The sequence below is a fragment of the uncultured Fibrobacter sp. genome (assembly GCF_937877005.1).
In the GTDB taxonomy this organism is placed as follows: domain Bacteria; phylum Fibrobacterota; class Fibrobacteria; order Fibrobacterales; family Fibrobacteraceae; genus Fibrobacter.
Genome location: NZ_CALEFV010000235.1, coordinates 1 through 15,925 on the forward strand (window position 1 = coordinate 1; position 15,925 = coordinate 15,925).

Here is a 15,925-nt window from a genome sequence, read left to right on the forward strand (position 1 = left end):
AAATAAAGGTGTACGGCCCGGGCACGCGCGGCTTCATGATGTTGAATGCGAAGTTATCGACTCGGGCGTAGTCGGTCGCCTTGCGAATGTCCGGAATGATGAGCGCCATGAAGAACTTCTTCATCGGCTTCTTGAGGGCATAAAGCTTGTGGATTGCCTTGGGCGATTCGGCATTGCAGCCAATCGCGTAACCAGATTCAGTGGGGTAAAGAACAAGACCGTCGTCTTCGAGGGCGGCAGCGGCAAGCTTCACGATTCTTGCTTGCGGATTTACTGGGTGAACTTCAAAACGCATGGCGAAAATATAGCATACTCGCACCTTTATGTTCAGGTCTCCGGAATGACATGAGTCCCTTCGAAAGCATTCTTGAAATGCTGGAACTGGATTGGCTTTTGATAGACTCTCGTGCTCAGTACGTCAAAACGACAGGGTTGCTCGAAACCTTTCGGGGCATGTTCTTTTTGCGTGAATAGGAAATGACAGGCGGTTTTCCAGATTTTTCTTTGCTTGAGTGCGTTGACACGTGCAGCAGGATTGCCCTGCTGGTTGTTCCAGACGGATTTGACTTCTACGAAGATGATCGTTTCGTTGATTTTAGCGACAATGTCGAGTTCACCACCCTGATAGGCGTAATTGCGGGCAATAATCTGATAACCTTCGCGCCGGAGATATGCTGCGGCAAGGCTTTCAATGAAGTTTCCTTTGGGACGGTTGCTTGTTTTGCATTTTTTTCGTTTTAGCATATCAGTTTTCCTTAATCGTCGAAGAACACGCAAGAATGAATGTGCGTTAGTTTGTTAGATATAGGAAATGATATATTAAGGAATTGCCGAATTACGGCAATTCCATGCCTAGCAGGCGTATTTCGGAAATGGCGAAGTCGTCGTTTTCGCCCTCGTAGACATTGTCGAGATAGATTTTCAGTTCCGAAGTCTCGATAGCCTGAATATTCGGGTACTGCATGCCGCGGATATTGTCGAGTGTAACCTTCTGCTTGAATCCATCCTTTGTCTCGATCGTGATGGTCTTCGGTTTCTTGAAAATGCGGAATCGGTCGCCGAAGGCGTCGTCGACGGATTTCTGGTAACCGACGGCGATGCCGAAATGGGTCACGATGACATTGCCGTCGAAGTACAGCGTGAGTATGGGATTCTGCGGCTTCTGCGGCATCGTATAGAGCCAGGCCGTCTTAAGATCGTTGTCGTTTAGGTTAGAAAGAGGGTATCCGTTGGTCTCTTCGACCTCGAGAGCCTTCGTTTCGTAGTTGCCAAGGGCATCGCTCCACTCCATTTCGCGCAAGGTACTTTCGGGCTTGTGCGTGAGCATCAGCAGAATGAGGAGCATGATGATGAGCGGGAATATGAAAATCGCTAGTGCCGTGAGCTTTTTCTGAAGCATACGGGCTCGCGGAGAAATTTTGCTTGCCATCTCGGTAATCGAGGCCGTGTGGCGGCGAAGCAGCGTGTGTCCCATGGTCGGACGAGACGACTGGTTCTTGTCGAGCGGAAAGACCTGGTCGCAGGAGTCCAGAAATTCCTGCATGTCGTGGAATCTTTCGTTCAGTTTTTTCTTGAGGCACTTGAGAATCAGCTCAGAGAGTCCTTTAGGCATATCCTTGCGGAAAAGTTCCGGTGCCGGAGGCGGTTCCTGTACATGTTTCAGGGCTATTTCGACGGGGCGGCTCCCTTCGAAGGGAAGGCGTCCGCAGGTCATTTCGTAAAGAATCACGCCCATGCTGTAGATGTCGGATTGAATCGTTACATTGTCACCGTGGCACTGTTCGGGACTCATGTATTCGGGAGTTCCCATGGTCATGCCTGTGCGTGTGAGACGGTCCTTTTCCATTTCCTGAATGTACGAAATGCCGAAATCCATGATGTACACGCGGTTGTCTCGCGTGAGCATGATGTTTGAGGGTTTCACGTCGCGGTGGACGATTCCCTTGCCATGTGCATAAAGAAGTCCGCGTGCAATCTGGCGGATGATGACCTCGATGGCTTCGAACGAAAGCTGTTCCTTGTTGTGCAGGATGTCGGCAAGGTTGGTCCCTTCGACATAGGTCATCGCGATAAAGAGCTGGTTGTTTTGCTGACCGAAGTCAAAAACATGGACGATATTCTGGTGGTCCAGTTCCTTCATTGCCTGCGCTTCCATGTAGAAACGCTTGATTGCTTCCTCGTCGGATGAGGCGTCCAGGATCTTGAAAGCGACTTCGCGTTTGAGCCTTTTGTCGAGAGCCTTGTAGACATTGCCCATGCCTCCCTTGCCTAGGGTGCCGAGCAGGTCGTAGTTTTCGTTAAAGGGGCGCGGGAATATTTCAGGTCTCTGGGGTGCGATCATCTTGCTTTTTTTGAACAGTTAAGTTTTATAGCAACCACAATATAAAAACATAAAGTGATGGCGAGTACGGCAATGGTATTCGAAATAGGGTCTGTTCGCTCCAGGAATAGGTTCAGGAGGTTGTTCTGGTTGTAGCGAGACCATATGACGGTCGATAGCGCTCTGCCAATGGGAAGCATCTGGTCTAGGGGAACGAGGGCACCGGCAAGGGCCACCTGCGGAATGATAAGCAGGGGAAGCAGGGCGTTTGCCTGGCCGGAGTTGCGTGCGAAGGAACTGACTGCAAGTGCCACGGCAACGGGCGGGAGAACCATGAGCAGGATCGAAAGTAAAAGGAGCGGCTGGAAAGAAACGGAAATTCTGAAATTGACAAAGGCGAAGACGACGAGTGTCTGCGCCCAGGCGACGACGGTAGGTAGAAACACCTTAGCCAGGAGCGTCTGCAGAACAGGAGCCCCTTTGCGGAATTCGGTCTGCAGAATTTCCTTTTCCTGGACGATTTCGCGGATGGAGAGCGAAAGGGAAAGCCAGTTCGCCGAAAGGATGAGTGCGAAGGCAACGATCCAGAGAGACGAAAGCTCGGAGAAAATCTGCGAGAAGAGGAATCCGATGATAAGGGGTTGTAGCAGGAGTGTGAGGAATTTTCCTCGGTCGCGGAACCATTGTTTTGCCGTGAGGCCTATCTTGTAGGCAAAAACGGGGGAAATGTTTGTCTTTGGAAAATAGCTGCGACATGCCTGTTCGTTTGAAAGAGCCTCGGGAAGGGTTTCGCGCTTTTCGAAGAGCTTTTTCCATTGCGTGGCGGTTTCGTCGTTTAGGCCTGCGAGGATTTTTTCGGGATCGTCACTTTCGAAGTAGCGGTAGGCTTCTTCGGGGGTTCCGTAGAAAGCCTGTTCGCCCTGGTGTAGCACGAGAACCCTGTTTGCAATCTCGAGTGCTTCGTAGCTATGGGTCGTGAGGATGACCGTGTGACCAAGGAAGGCTAGCTGCTTGAGGTGCGTGCAGAGAATCTTGGAGTTGTAGGGGTCCAGGCCCGATAGGGGCTCGTCGAGGACGATCAGTCCCTGATTTCCCATGAGTTCCTTTGCGAGGGCGACTCGGCGGGATTCACCGCCGCTGAGCGTCTTGACGCTATGATCGAGTCGCTCGCTCAGCCCGAAAAGTTCCGAGAACTTTTCGAGTCGCCCGATAGCGTTTTTCCTGTAATCGCTCTTGCTCATGCCGATTCTAGCCCCGTCAAGAAGTGTTTCCCTGACGGTAAGGTCGCATCGCAGCAGGGGGTCCTGCTCAAGGAATGCAATGTACTTACGGATTTCGGTGTTGCGGTAATCCATCGATCCGATGCGGACGCTGGAACCCTCGCCGCAGCGGTGGGTTCCCTGCAATAGACGCAGCAAGGTTGACTTTCCTTGTCCCGATCGACCGATAATGGCGAGAATTTCGCCTGCGGGAAGTGTAAAGTTGACTCCGCCCAGAAGCATTTTCTTGCCGGCATAGACATCGAGATTTCGGATATCTACGTCAAAACCGAGCGGAAGGTTCTTGCAGGTGAGTTCGCCGCTTGCATATTGGAGCATGCAGCCGGGAAATTTAATGGTCTCGTTTTCCGAAAGTTCCAGAACGCGGCTTGCCTTGCCTGTCGCTCCGACGACCTTGTCCTTGAGGCGGATTTCGACCTTGCCGTTCTGGAGTGTGCGTACACGGGTGTTTTCGGGCAAATTCATGTGAAGGTCGTCAAGGTCCGTCCACTCCTTGCCGATTGCCTTGGACTGAACTAGGTCGCGTTCGACCGAATCCATCAGTAACAGTTGCAGATGTCCATTCTTGATTGTCGCGCGTAACTGCAATGGACCAATCAGTAGAACATCACCATCTTCGAGGACTCTTGTCTCGATATCGCAACCATTCACCTGGGTAACGCTGTTCTGCGTCAGGCTCTGCAGGGTCCACCGGCCATCCGCAAAATCAAGCTTCGCATGATTCCTCGATACCATGGGGTTGTCGAGGACCAGGCTATTGCCTTCCTTGCGACCTATCGTAAAGGTTCTTCCCTTATCCGGAGTGACGATTCTGAACGACTGCATGGGCAGAGAGTCTTTAGCGGAGTTCTTTCAGTCCCTTGATGAATCGGTCGCAGGCCTTCTGCAGGGTTTCGTCGCTTGCGGCATAGGAAAAACGCACGCAGCTGTCATCTCCGAAGGCTGCTCCTGGCACGATGGCGAGTCTCTGCGACTGCAGCAGGTATTCGCAAAGCTCGATGGACCCGCCGATGGATTTTCCCTCGGGGGTTTTCTTTCCGTAGAAACTCTTGACCGGTGCAAAAAGGTAGAAGGCTCCTTCAGGAGTGCGGCAGGGTTCCGGCAACACTTCGGCGGTACGCTTCAGCATATAGTCGCGGCGCTTCAGGAATGCCGCCTGCATCGCATGAACGTTTGACTTGTCCATTTGCAGAGCTCCGAGTGCGGCGTATTGAGCCACGTTGCTCGGGTGGTGCGTAGCCTGTCCCTGGATTTTGCCAATGATCTTTGCAATTTCTGCAGGGGCAGCATCGTAACCGATGCGCCAGCCGGTCATGCAGTGCGATTTTGAAAAACCGTTGATGACTATGGTCCGTTCGGCCATGCCGGGGAAGGCTGCTGCAGAACAGAATTCCGTGCCATAGACAAAATATTCGTAGACCTCGTCGGAAATGCAGTAGAGGTCGTTCTTGACGATTACCTTTGAAAGGGCTTCGAGTTCAGACTTGTCGTAAACGGCTCCGGTCGGGTTGCAGGGATTGTTCAGTAGAATGGCTTTGGTGTGTTCCGTGCAGGCTTTTTCCAGGTCTTCGGGCCTGAGCTTGAATCCGTCTTCGATCTTGGTGCTTACAATCACCGGTTTCCCACCGAGCCATTTTACGAGTTCCGGATAGGTAACCCAGTAGGGGGAGGGAATAATGACTTCGTCACCTTCGTTCACCAGGGCAGCGAGAGCGTTGAATACGGCGTGTTTTGCACCGCTAGTCATGATAATCTGTTCGGGTTTGTAATCGAGTCCGTTTTCGACTTTCAGCTTTTGGGCAACGGCCTTGCGGACTTCGAGGATTCCTACGGGAGCTGTGTAGCGTGTTTTGCCTTCGCGGATGGCTTTGCAGGCGGCGTCCTGTATCGGTGTCGGTGTCGGAAAATCGGGTTCGCCTGCACCTAGGCTCACGATGTCCTTTCCGTCGGCAATCATTTGCTTGGCAAGCGTGTCGATAGCGACGGTGAGCGATGCTGCAATATTCAATGTCCTAGTGGATAAATTTTTCATGTCTAGCTTTTGCCTTCTTGTAAATTCGGTAAGCGTCTAAGGTGCTTGCGATCAGGGGGTAGATTGTAAATTGCGAAACAAAAATACAAACGAGCCCAATGATGACGATTAAACCTAGGCTGTGTATTCCAGGATGCGATGAGAGTAGCATGGCGAGAGCTCCTATGAACGAAGCTCCCTGAGCGACCAGGAGTGAAAGGTATTTTTGTTGCATGACGGTCCAGGCGGTTCCGCTCTGCTTTTCGTAGTAGGACGACCAGAGCTGTAGGGATCCGTCGACGCTTACGCCTATCAGGAGCACGAATGCGATGGAACCGTAGGCCGAAATCTGGATGTTGAGCAGGTGTACGAGAATGGTGACCCAACTCATGGCAAAAAGTGCGGGCAGCAGTGTAAAGAAGGCTCGGCTCAGCTTGTTGTAGAACGAAAGGAGGACTAGGCAGAGCAGTATGGTTCCGAGAATGATGGATTTGTCTACATTTCCGAGAATAGTATCGAGAATGGATGCCCTCATGATGGGGGTCCCGTAGGTTTTGAACTTCTTGTTGTGAATTCCGTCAAGCCGCTTGAGCTGATTTGCAATATGGCGGCAGGTGAGACCGTTGTCGGGATTTGTAGCCGGAATGATAAAGGCGAATATGCCGGAGTTGCCCTTCTTGTCGGAAAATTTGCGAGTGATGTTTTCAGATAGCTCAAATTCGCGGATGTCGTTTTCGTAGTTGCCGAGCATCTCGACTATGGATGCACTGTCCGACGAACTGAGTTGTGCCAGAATATCGTCGCTCAGCATGGATTTAAGAGTCTCGATTTGCCTGCGCTTGTTCTGGGACAGCTTGGGCAGGAATTGATACTGTGTGTAGATTCTGGCGAGGTCGGGAATGTTTCCCTCTTTCTGTTCCGATTCGAAATCGTGCAATAGATCGTCATTGTATGAGGAATCGGGCAGCATGACGATAATGGGGTCGTAAGTCGAGAAACCGGTCTCGTCGATCAGAGCCTGAACTTCCTTTTCGTCGATTTGCAATTCGGTCTTACTAAAGTCGTAGAGAAATTTCAGATTTGCTCCGCTGTAGATCCAACCGATAGAACTCGCGATACTGATCGAAACGATAATGATCCAGTTGACCTTGTTTGGAAACAGGCGGTGGCGGCGTTTGGGTTCTAGAGGACGGAAATGGATACTGAACGGTTTCTTGCGCTGAGTGATCAGCAGGAGCGATGTCGTGAGAAGGGGACAGACGGCCAGGTTCATGAGTGAACCGGCGGCTCCGAGAATGCCGAATTCGCGGATGCCCGGAAGTGGGACGAGAATGAAGGCTACAAACAGGAAGGCGATGACGAGGGAGGAGGCGGCGACGACCGGGCCGATGCCGAGTAGTGCGCTCTCAATACAGAGTGCCGGACTCAACTTCTGGATACGCTCATGGAAGTAGCGCGTATAGACGTGTGAAATGATTTGGCTAGCGTGTCCCGGCAGCAGGAGACCGAGCGAAAGCGTAAACAGGTTGATGCGGCCGAATAGTAGAAAGGCTAGGGCAAGCGTGAATATGGTTGGGAGGGCAATAGGAATGGCCGATACGAATATCAGCTGGGGCTGCTTGAAAAAATTAATCAGGAGGAGAATGAATATGAGGAGGGCGGCCATCTTTCCTGCGAATTTGGCTTCGGGCAGGAGCATGCGCCCGGTCTGGATCGACTTGAACACCTTTCCTGTATAAAGAACATTGATGCCCGAACCGTTGGCTTCGACGAAATCCTTGACCTTGTTGTAGAGTTTTCTGTTCGCCTGGAGGTCGGACAGCGTGTGGGCGGGGTATATGTCTATGACGCGAATAGTCCCGTTCGAGTTCGAAAAGCTCTGCTGTAGGTTCTTGAAATACTTTTCTTCGATTTCTTCAATGATTCCCGTCTTGTTTTCGGTGGAATCTGCAGCGGGTTCCGCATCCTGTAGGTCGACGATGAACGGGTTATTCTTGATAATCTGCGCATTCTTGAGGCTGTCGATAAAGGAGACGACATTGTCGATATCCGATTCGTTCGCGTAGAGCAGTCGGTTCTTCTTGAAAAAGTCGAGGTCAGCCGTGTATTCGACATAGTGGACGGAGGGGTCATTTTCCAATTTTTTTGCAAGCGAATCTGCAAATTGATAGTTTTTCGCGCTATCAGCGGATTGGACGACGACTGTAAGACTACCTAGTCCACCGAAAGATTCTTCGATCGTGCGGTAGTCCGCCTGAACTTCTTTTCCGTTTAACATGTCCTGCAACTGCAATTCCCAGCGCAGATTTTCGATAGGATAAATGCTTAAAAGGGTTAAAACCGAAAAGAGAGCGATGACCGCTTTCGGATAATGGGCTATCCGCTGTATAATTTTTGCGAATACGGAAAACATGGAACTAATATAATTATAAATTGGGGGGCGTATGTCATCTCGTTCGTGTTTTGGAAGGCTTATAGGCGCATTGCTCCTTTGCGTCTGTCTTGCGCATGCGCAGGAAGATTCTACCAAGACAGAAACTGAAGAAACGTCGTCTTCAGGTCCGGGAATTCTGGGTTGGTCTTTCGAACATATCGTACAGCCGACATTGAATGCGCTCGTCTTTCCGTTTTCTGCTCCGGTCGATTATGCCTTCAAGAACGGAATTATCGAAAAGTCAGTGGACTTGATTACATTTGGTGAGGACAATAACATCCTCATCTATCCCGGATTCAACTTCAAACCGGGTGCTTCGACCATGATTGGCATGAACTATCGGCACCGAAGTCTCATCTTTAGCCGTGACTATCTTGTTCTGCAACCGAGCTATTTTGCCAATGGCGATATCGATGTTGTCCTGCGCTATACCAAGCAGGCACTTTTGGGAACGCCACTCTTTGGTGGAATCAGATTGGACATGAATCTGAACCGCGACAATCATTTCATTATTCCCGAAACCAAGAATTCCTTCCTGCAACCGGATTCTTCCTTCAAGGTGACATGGAGATTGGGAATGCCGTTACCCTTGTTAACCAACTGGAATGTTGAACTGCAGACTTCGCTCTATATTAACCAGGCAAGCCATCCGGACATTGTCGATTCCATTCTGATCAGTCCGGATTATCCTATCGAGGATAGGGGCCTTTACCAGGATATGATTCAGGTGCCGGTTGAACTTTCTGTGGTTTATGACGATCTCGACTATTCTTATGCCCCGTCTAGGGGAAACCGTTTTGGAGTGACGGGAACCTATTACTTTATTAGTCGTTATAGTGGTGTGACTTACGAAGATTTGGGGCAGGATCCGCTCCTTTATGATTCTCCGGAAATTGAAGATGGTGGAAAGAATCATGATTACTTCCAGACCACATTCTTGTACCAGCACTATTTTCTGCTAGGGTCCTCGCAAAATTATATTTTGTCTGCAAAGGAAGCTCGTCAGAATAGGCGCTTCTATACCGATTTTTCATGGGAGCAGATGATGCGTGTCTGGAAACCGGAACAGGTGCGCAATACGCTCTTCGAACGTCGCGTCATTGCCATGCAGTTCCGCATGATCAATATTTGGGAAATGGAAGAGGGGGGGGCGCCCTATAATGCCTTTGTGAGCTTGAATGCCCGTACGCCGTTGCGCGGTTATTCTTCTGGATGGTCAACCCATAACCTAATGTCTTTCAGTATGGAATACCGTTGGCCGGTGGACCGTTTTGTTGATGGTGTTCTTTTTGATGAATATGCTATGATTTCCCCGAAAATAGACAAGTGGAGTTTTTCGAACTATTACAATTCCTGGGGATTCGGCATTCGCGTTCGCCAACCGAACATGTATCTTTTCAGATTGCAGCTGGGCTTTCATGGCATTCATGGCGTAAATGTAGTGATGACGATTGCTCCTGAATTCAGATAGTTTGCAAAGAATTTCCCTTGAATGAAAATTTTTTACTATATTTGAGCCGAAATTAGCCTGGATAGTTCAGTTGGATAGAACGGGTCCCTCCTAAGGATCAGACTCGCGTTCGAATCGCGATCCGGGTATTTCGCTGGCAACTACGGCTGCCAGCCTTTTTTATATATTTTTCATGTGAAAAAAATCTATGTCGTCTTTGTTGTCGTGTTCGCGCTGCTCCTGCTGCTCCCGTTTTCGGTGCAGACCGTAGTGGACATGCGAGGCGATAAGAGGTTTGTCAGTATAGATATATTCAAGGATTTATTCTACACACCTCTTGCGCGAGAATCTCAGCTGACAAAAAGTGCGGAAAGGCTGAGAACTGCTTGGCACGCAGCCCGTGAGTCCGTTGCGGGTGGTGGCGACGTGGCGGAGTCCTTAGAACCTGTCATCGGAGCCCTTTCCGATTTGGAGTCGGTTGCACTGACTGTCAATGCGTATGCACAGCTTGATACTGCAGAAGCGGACTACAGATTGCTGAAACGGGCTGACACTCTCCTTTCGATGCTTGAAGACGAACCCGAGAACTTCAGGGCGGTTGATTCCAGTCTGAAGGCGGTCGTGGGGGAGTTCGGGCGTTTTTCGTTTACGCGTGCGTTCCTTGCGGTAAAGCATTATGGCGTATGGAACGGCCGTTACCTCAGGGCGTTTGAAAAAAAGGTGGAAGACGACAATGCCTTGGTTCTGTCACTTCGTCCGTGCTATCAGTTTGCGGTATGGAACTTGTTTAACGATCCCGGTGAAAAGGTTGTTCTGGGTTCTGGTTCGGATCGCTGGCTGTTTTACCGGCAGGACGTTGAATTTCTTGTGCAGCCTTCTCCTTTGGACGTGCATAGTGCAAAACTCGATAATCCGATTCAGGCGATACTCCGGTTCCGCAAGCAGCTCGCGGCGAAAGGGGTTGAACTCCTAATCGTGATAGTGCCCGGTAAACCAAGTATCTATCCGGAACGCTTGACCGGACTCGATAGACCAGTCTCTCTGGGTCACGGCAAGGCAATTCTTGATTCGCTAGCTTCGCTCGGGCTCAATACGGTGGACTTGTTCACGCCCTTGCTGACCGCGAAGGCTGACGATGCTAAACTTGGACCGCTCTACCTGAACGACGACACGCACTGGACTCCGCGCGGGGCTGAACTTGCGGCGGGTGAAATCGCGAAGAAGGTAAACGCGATGGTCGATGCGGGTTTGATTGATATCGGGGATCCGTCCATGAATTATGTGGAGTCCGATTCTTTGGCGGACCGCATGGGCGATATCGGCGAGATGAGCGGGCTCAACAAGTTTAGCGTGTTCAAGGCGCAACAGGTGACAGGTCATGTGGTTTACCAGCAAGAAATTTCTGAACGAACCGAGCCGCCTCAAGATTCGCTCTTGGATTCTACGGTGGTGCGCGATACGACCAAAACTCCATTTAAAGACGACTTCCGCAAGGCAAAAATCTTGATTCTCGGAGACAGTTTCAGCCGCATTTACCAGACGGATTCGCCGGTGAACGCGGGCTGGATTGCGCACTTCGCAAAGAACATGAATCGTCCGGTTGCATCTATAGTGAGCGATGGCGGTGCTTCGACTTTGGTTCGCGAGAAACTTGCCCGCAAGGCAGGCGTGCTCAAGGGCAAGAAGCTCTTGATCTGGGAATTCGTGGAACGCGACCTACGCTTCGGTGCGGATGGCTGGAAAGAAGTAAATTTTTGATGACTTTTGATTAAGGACTAGAAAATGGCAAGGCATGGAACGCCCACTCCGGGGCAGGCAATTCTGGAAGGTATCGAATGGCTCAAGATGGACAAGACGGAATTTGCCCGTCGCATCGGGGTTTCGATGGAAACTTTGGAAAGCCTTATTGCGGGAACGGTTGAAATTACCCGCGAACTGGCTGAAGCGCTTGAATCTGTGACGGGTAGCCCTGCTGCGTATTGGCGCATGCTCGCCAGTAAAGCGAAGAGGAATGTATAATGAATATTACTGACGCCGTTTCTTGCATGTGTGACCTTGCGAAGGGTGAGGCTGAACAGTTTGACGTGATTGCCTCGAATTCGCATTCCGAGGGCTTGTCTGTTTTTCAGGGACAGGTGCAGAATACCGAAATATCGGATTCCGTAGGGCTGGGTATCCGCGTGATTAAGGATGGACGCCCGGGGTATGCGCACACGGAACGCTTGACTAAGGATGCGATCGCGCAGACAATCAAGGATGCCGTTTGCCACACGCAGTGGACCGAGAAGGTCAACTTTGAACTCCCCGCCCCTGCAAAGATTCCGGATGGCTATCCTGATTACAATCCGGCGCTGGAATCACTTACGTTGGCTGAACTTAAGGAATTTTGCATTGAACTTGAGAAAGAAACTTTTTCTCGTTCTATCGACATCAAGAACATTCCGTATCTTGGTGCCGACCTGAATCGCGATTTTTCGATTGTTGCAAACCACAAGGGCCTTTTCTATACGGATAAGGGTAACTCCGTGTCTGTGGGGGCGGGGGCCGTTGCTGTGCGCGATGGTGTGAGCAAACTTGGAAATTTTGTGAAGAGTGAACGCGATTGGAGCAAATTTTCCGTTGCCGAAATTGCCGATAGAACTGCAAGTTATGCAACCGAACTTTTCGGTGCGAAGAAAATCGAAGGCGGCAAGATTCCCGTTGTTTTCTCGGAACGAATTTCCGGCCGATTCGTGGGAATGTATGCATCGCCGTACATCGCCGAGTCAATGCAGAAGGGGACCTCTCGCCTCGCCGGTAAGGAAGGTCAGAAAATTGCTTCCGAAAAGCTCTCGCTGTGGAGTGATCCGCTCGGTGAAATCTTCTGCCATAAGATATTCTTCGATTCCGAGGGATGTTTGACCCGTCGAGTTGAAGTCATCAAGGATGGCATCTTTAACGAGGCTCTCTACAATTTGGATACTGCTGCTAAGGCGGGTCGTGCCACGACGGGCAATGGTTCCCGCGATTTTGGCTCGAAGATGGCAACCTCGTTTTGGAACATGCTTGTTCCTGCTGGGGAGTACTCCTCTGCGGATCTCCTGAAGCTATTCCCTAAATGTCTCTTGGTGGTGCGTCTCGAAGGCAGTTCCGGATGCAGTTCCGTAAGTGGCGAACTCAGCATCGGTGCGCACGGTTTCTGGTGTGAAAATGGTGTAATCCAGCATCCTGTTGATGGCGTTACCTTGTCGGGCAACTACTTCGACATCATCCAGAATGTGGTGGGAGTTGGCAACGAATACTACAACCCGTTCGCAAGCGTGAAGGTGCCTGCCCTTGCCATTAGCGAGCTTGCGGTAAGCTGTTAAAAAAGTCCCCATACGGGGACCCTTTTTTAATAACAGACTTCCTACTGTCTACTGCCTACTGCTTTCTTCTGCCTGTAAATTAGCACAATCAGCCAAATTAAGCCGGTCAGGAACATGACGCTGCAAAGCGTCTGTCCTCGGCTCATGCCGAACAGGTCTACGCGGCCGAGGTGTGCATCGGGCCTGCGGAAAAATTCGATGAAGAATCTAAAGAAGCCGTAACCCATCAGGTACAGGCAAGGCATCTTGTCGCGCAGCAGCGGAATGCGTCTTAAGTTGTACAAGATTGCGAACAAGATAACACCCTCGAATAGCATTTCGTAAAGCTGGCTCGGGTGGTGCAGAATCGGGTTGGTAATGGGACTGTCGTGAGCGAGCGGAAACCACATACCGATACCGCTCGTAGTGACTTCGCCAAAAAGTTCACCGTTAATGAAGTTGCCGAATCGTCCCCAGGTGTAGGCGAGCGGTGCAAGCATAAAGCAAAGGTTCAGACCTTCCCATACTTTCATCTTGTTGCGTTTGAGGCCGATGTAGGTGAAAATCGTGCCGAGAATCATGCCGCCGTGGTAGCTCATGCCCGAAATGCCTGTAAAGTGGTAGCCGAGCGCATCGTGGGTCATCGGGAAAATGATTTCGGTCGGGTTTGCGAGGTAGTAGCCCGGCTTGTAGAAGAACACGTAGCCCAGGCGTGCGCCGATGATGATGCCTGCGATAATCCAGGTGAACAGGCTGTCGAACTGGTCCTTGGTGTAGCCCAGCTTTTCTTTCTTGTTCACGTGCATCAGCGTGAGGTAGCCTGTCACGAAGGCGAAAATGTACATGATGCCGTACCAGCGCACCGGGAAGCTCCCGAGCGTAAAGGCCGTTCCGTCAAAATAAGAAGGGATTAGGTTCCACCATGTTGGTTCCATTTTACTTTCCTTGTTTGGGTAAATACTGATGAGCCCAGTAATTAAAGAGCATTCCGGCGACCTGCGTGGCTGGCTGCGATCGCATTCCTTGCAAGTCGTGAACCTGCATGATTACGAGCACTACGGCCTTGCTCGGATCTTCCTTGGATTGGGCAAAACCCATGAACCATTCGTAGCGCCCGTGCGGATCGGGACCGTCGAGTGATCCTGTCTTTCCGCCAATCGTGAGCGCGTTAAAGTTCTTGCGTGCCATGTGTTTGGTTGAAATGTTTTTGCGAGCGGTGCCGTGTGTTACCGAACGAACCATCGCTTCTCGTAGCCCGTAGTAAGTGTTGTCGGTGAACTTGCCGACATCGAGGGCGATACGGCTCTTGGGTGCGTAACCGCCGAGGTTGTTTGCCCAGGGAATTTCCAGAGGCTGTTTCGTGAGAATGGCGCGAACCTGGGCGGCGGCCAGGAGCGGTGTGAGAGTTGTCGCTTCGGTGAATCCGCAGCTTGCCTCGGCGAGTCCGTAACCGGTGTCAGGTGGTGCGTATACGGAGCGTCCGGGGAGCCCGGCGGGAAAGTTCATGTTGTAGCCGAGTTTCTTGGCGGCCGATTTTAGACGGTCTGCGCCCACATTCATGCCTATTAGGGCGAGCGGCGGGTTTGCGGATTTTGCGTAGGCGTCCTGCATCTGGATGAAAGGTCCCTTGAATCCGTCTTTTACGCGCAATTGGTTCCTGTAAAGCGTGTGGCTTGCACCGATCATCGGAATTTCGCTCGTGAGCGAGTATCGGTTGCTTTCCATGGCGGCGGCAATTGTAATCGTCTTGGCAAGCGACGCGGCAGGGAAGGTGTTCTTGATGAAATAGTCCGGTTTTTCCTGCACGTGGTTGTGGCGGCGTTCACCCCAGGCGATAATCTCGTTGCTCTTTGGGTCCACCATCAATATAATCGCGTGCTCGGGGCGGAAACGGCGTAACAGGTTGTCGATCTTTTCGGCCAGGAAAACGTCTTTCTGGGCCTTGATGTGCGTGCTGTCGATGACTTCTATCTCGGGGGGTGGTGTTTCAGGGGAAACTGTGGCCGTGACTGCGTTTCGTGTGTTTTCTAGATCCTCTGAATCGACTTTCGGAAAAATACTTTTTTCCGGGTACGGCTGTTCCGATTGTTCGGCAGAATTGACGGCGATATTTTCGTTCGTGTCGAGTGTGTCGCGGACATTTTCAATGTCATCGCTGGATGCTTCAGCGGTGTAATCTTCGCCACCGAAAATACAGGTGCCCATCAGTGCGCAAATGCCCATGAATAGGGAAAAAGCTATGATGCGGTTCCGGATTCTAACGGCGTAGGGGAGGCGTTTGCGCGGTTGATAGTTGTTGTAGTCCATGTTTTACTTAAAGATCGTCTTGCGGTAGTACTGGAGTTCGGCAATGCTTTCGCGGATATCGTCCAGTGCCTGGTGCTTTTCCATTTTCTGGAATTCTGGTAAGTCAGGGTACCAGCGGAAGGTCAGTTCCTTGATGGAACTCACGTCGATGTTCCTGTAGTTCAGCCAGCCGGTCAAAAGCGGCATGTACTTGTACAGAAAACGCCTGTCCTGCGTAATGGAATTCCCGCAGAGCACGTTTCCGCGTTCGGTGGTGAAGGGCTTGATGAAGTCGAGCGTCATCTTGTCGGCGTCGGCCATGGTGAGGGTGGACTTGCGGCAGCGTTCCACAAGCCCGCTTTGGGTGTGGTGCCGTTTGTTCCAGTCATCCATGCCTTCAAAAATGTTCTCGGTCTGATGAATCGCCAATACAGGCCCTTCGGCCAAAATATTCAAGTTCGGGTCGGTGACTATCGTCGCGATTTCGAGAATGACGTCCCTCTCCGGCTCAAGACCCGACATTTCGAGGTCCATCCAGACGAGGTTCGGTGCGCTTTTAATTCTTGCCATGATGGGCGTAATTTAGAAATATCTAGGGGAGATCTTTTTTTAAAAGTGGAAAGCGGGGCGAAAACGCATTTTTTGCCGTGAATGGGATATTTTGGTTTTGTGATAAAAATGTATTCTTTTTGTAGTATATTTCTAAAAATTAAAAATAAAATAGCACTCTGTAAGTTTTGTTTTTTTCTATATTTGGGCACATTATGGAAGAAGTTGTAATTACAGGTATGGGGTGCGTTTCCGCCCTCGGCAATACG

The 15,925-nt window shown here is 50.8% G+C and carries 13 protein-coding genes and 1 tRNA gene; 5 read left to right on the forward strand and 9 right to left on the reverse strand.

What is annotated here, in order from left to right:
• From Q0628_RS10325 to Q0628_RS10350, 6 genes are all read right to left on the reverse strand, one after another.
• Positions 1-295, reverse strand: a 295-nt coding sequence (locus tag Q0628_RS10325) for a Sua5/YciO/YrdC/YwlC family protein (RefSeq protein WP_298770743.1), incomplete at its 3' end; no start/stop codon positions are given.
• 32 nt (positions 296-327) lie between these two features.
• Positions 328-744: a YraN family protein gene (locus Q0628_RS10330; protein ID WP_298770745.1), complete on the reverse strand. Its 417-nt coding sequence runs from the start codon at positions 742-744 to the stop codon at positions 328-330.
• 91 nt (positions 745-835) lie between these two features.
• Positions 836-2,341 (reverse strand): serine/threonine-protein kinase, encoded by a 1,506-nt coding sequence (locus Q0628_RS10335; RefSeq protein ID WP_298770747.1) that lies wholly within the window; start codon positions 2,339-2,341, stop codon positions 836-838.
• On the reverse strand, positions 2,338-4,425 hold the full coding sequence (locus Q0628_RS10340) for an ATP-binding cassette domain-containing protein (RefSeq protein ID WP_298770749.1): 2,088 nt from the start codon (positions 4,423-4,425) through the stop codon (positions 2,338-2,340). Before Q0628_RS10340 ends, Q0628_RS10335 begins: the two co-directional genes overlap by 4 nt.
• Positions 4,426-4,438: 13 nt before the next feature.
• Complete coding sequence (locus tag Q0628_RS10345) at positions 4,439-5,632, reverse strand: pyridoxal phosphate-dependent aminotransferase (protein WP_298770751.1); 1,194 nt, start codon at positions 5,630-5,632, stop codon at positions 4,439-4,441.
• Positions 5,613-8,024, reverse strand: a complete 2,412-nt coding sequence (locus Q0628_RS10350) for an MMPL family transporter (RefSeq protein WP_298770753.1) — start codon at positions 8,022-8,024, stop codon at positions 5,613-5,615. Before Q0628_RS10350 ends, Q0628_RS10345 begins: the two co-directional genes overlap by 20 nt.
• Positions 8,025-8,055: 31 nt before the next feature.
• On the opposite strand from Q0628_RS10350, the gene Q0628_RS10355 reads away from it, so the two are divergent.
• The 5 genes from Q0628_RS10355 to Q0628_RS10375 all read left to right on the forward strand — a co-directional run bounded on the left by Q0628_RS10355 (position 8,056) and on the right by Q0628_RS10375 (position 12,842).
• Positions 8,056-9,516, forward strand: a complete 1,461-nt coding sequence (locus Q0628_RS10355; RefSeq protein ID WP_298770755.1) for a BamA/TamA family outer membrane protein — start codon at positions 8,056-8,058, stop codon at positions 9,514-9,516.
• A gap of 55 nt (positions 9,517-9,571) precedes the next feature.
• A tRNA-Arg gene (locus tag Q0628_RS10360) sits at positions 9,572-9,644 on the forward strand.
• A gap of 46 nt (positions 9,645-9,690) precedes the next feature.
• On the forward strand, positions 9,691-11,253 hold the full coding sequence (locus Q0628_RS10365) for a hypothetical protein (protein WP_298770757.1): 1,563 nt from the start codon (positions 9,691-9,693) through the stop codon (positions 11,251-11,253).
• A 24-nt stretch (positions 11,254-11,277) separates the two neighbouring features.
• Entirely contained in the window at positions 11,278-11,514 is a 237-nt protein-coding gene (locus Q0628_RS10370; protein WP_298770760.1) for a helix-turn-helix domain-containing protein, read from the forward strand.
• Positions 11,514-12,842, forward strand: a complete 1,329-nt coding sequence (locus Q0628_RS10375) for a TldD/PmbA family protein (protein WP_298770762.1) — start codon at positions 11,514-11,516, stop codon at positions 12,840-12,842. Before Q0628_RS10370 ends, Q0628_RS10375 begins: the two co-directional genes overlap by 1 nt.
• A 41-nt stretch (positions 12,843-12,883) precedes the next feature.
• Here Q0628_RS10375 and lgt read toward each other — a convergent pair whose 3' ends face one another.
• Genes lgt through orn form a run of 3 tightly spaced genes read right to left on the reverse strand, consistent with a single transcriptional unit; the run spans position 12,884 to position 15,668 of the window.
• On the reverse strand, positions 12,884-13,756 hold the full coding sequence (lgt, locus tag Q0628_RS10380) for a prolipoprotein diacylglyceryl transferase (RefSeq protein WP_298770764.1): 873 nt from the start codon (positions 13,754-13,756) through the stop codon (positions 12,884-12,886).
• Between the two features lies 1 nt (position 13,757).
• Complete coding sequence (locus Q0628_RS10385; protein ID WP_298770766.1) at positions 13,758-15,128, reverse strand: penicillin-binding transpeptidase domain-containing protein; 1,371 nt, start codon at positions 15,126-15,128, stop codon at positions 13,758-13,760.
• A gap of 3 nt (positions 15,129-15,131) precedes the next feature.
• Positions 15,132-15,668, reverse strand: coding sequence for an oligoribonuclease (gene orn / locus Q0628_RS10390; protein ID WP_072799329.1), 537 nt, complete (start codon positions 15,666-15,668; stop codon positions 15,132-15,134).
• Positions 15,669-15,925: the final 257 nt, after the last annotated feature.

Coding starts and splice junctions, on each gene's coding strand:
- Q0628_RS10345 (WP_298770751.1), bottom strand. CDS start 5,632: ATGAAAAATTTATCCACTAGGACATTGAATATTGCAGCATCGCTCACC.
- Q0628_RS10335 (WP_298770747.1), bottom strand. CDS start 2,341: ATGATCGCACCCCAGAGACCTGAAATATTCCCGCGCCCCTTTAACGAA.
- Q0628_RS10375 (WP_298770762.1), top strand. CDS start 11,514: ATGAATATTACTGACGCCGTTTCTTGCATGTGTGACCTTGCGAAGGGT.
- Q0628_RS10355 (WP_298770755.1), top strand. CDS start 8,056: ATGTCATCTCGTTCGTGTTTTGGAAGGCTTATAGGCGCATTGCTCCTT.
- Q0628_RS10370 (WP_298770760.1), top strand. CDS start 11,278: ATGGCAAGGCATGGAACGCCCACTCCGGGGCAGGCAATTCTGGAAGGT.
- lgt (WP_298770764.1), bottom strand. CDS start 13,756: ATGGAACCAACATGGTGGAACCTAATCCCTTCTTATTTTGACGGAACG.
- Q0628_RS10340 (WP_298770749.1), bottom strand. CDS start 4,425: ATGCAGTCGTTCAGAATCGTCACTCCGGATAAGGGAAGAACCTTTACG.
- Q0628_RS10385 (WP_298770766.1), bottom strand. CDS start 15,128: ATGGACTACAACAACTATCAACCGCGCAAACGCCTCCCCTACGCCGTT.
- Q0628_RS10330 (WP_298770745.1), bottom strand. CDS start 744: ATGCTAAAACGAAAAAAATGCAAAACAAGCAACCGTCCCAAAGGAAAC.
- Q0628_RS10350 (WP_298770753.1), bottom strand. CDS start 8,024: ATGTTTTCCGTATTCGCAAAAATTATACAGCGGATAGCCCATTATCCG.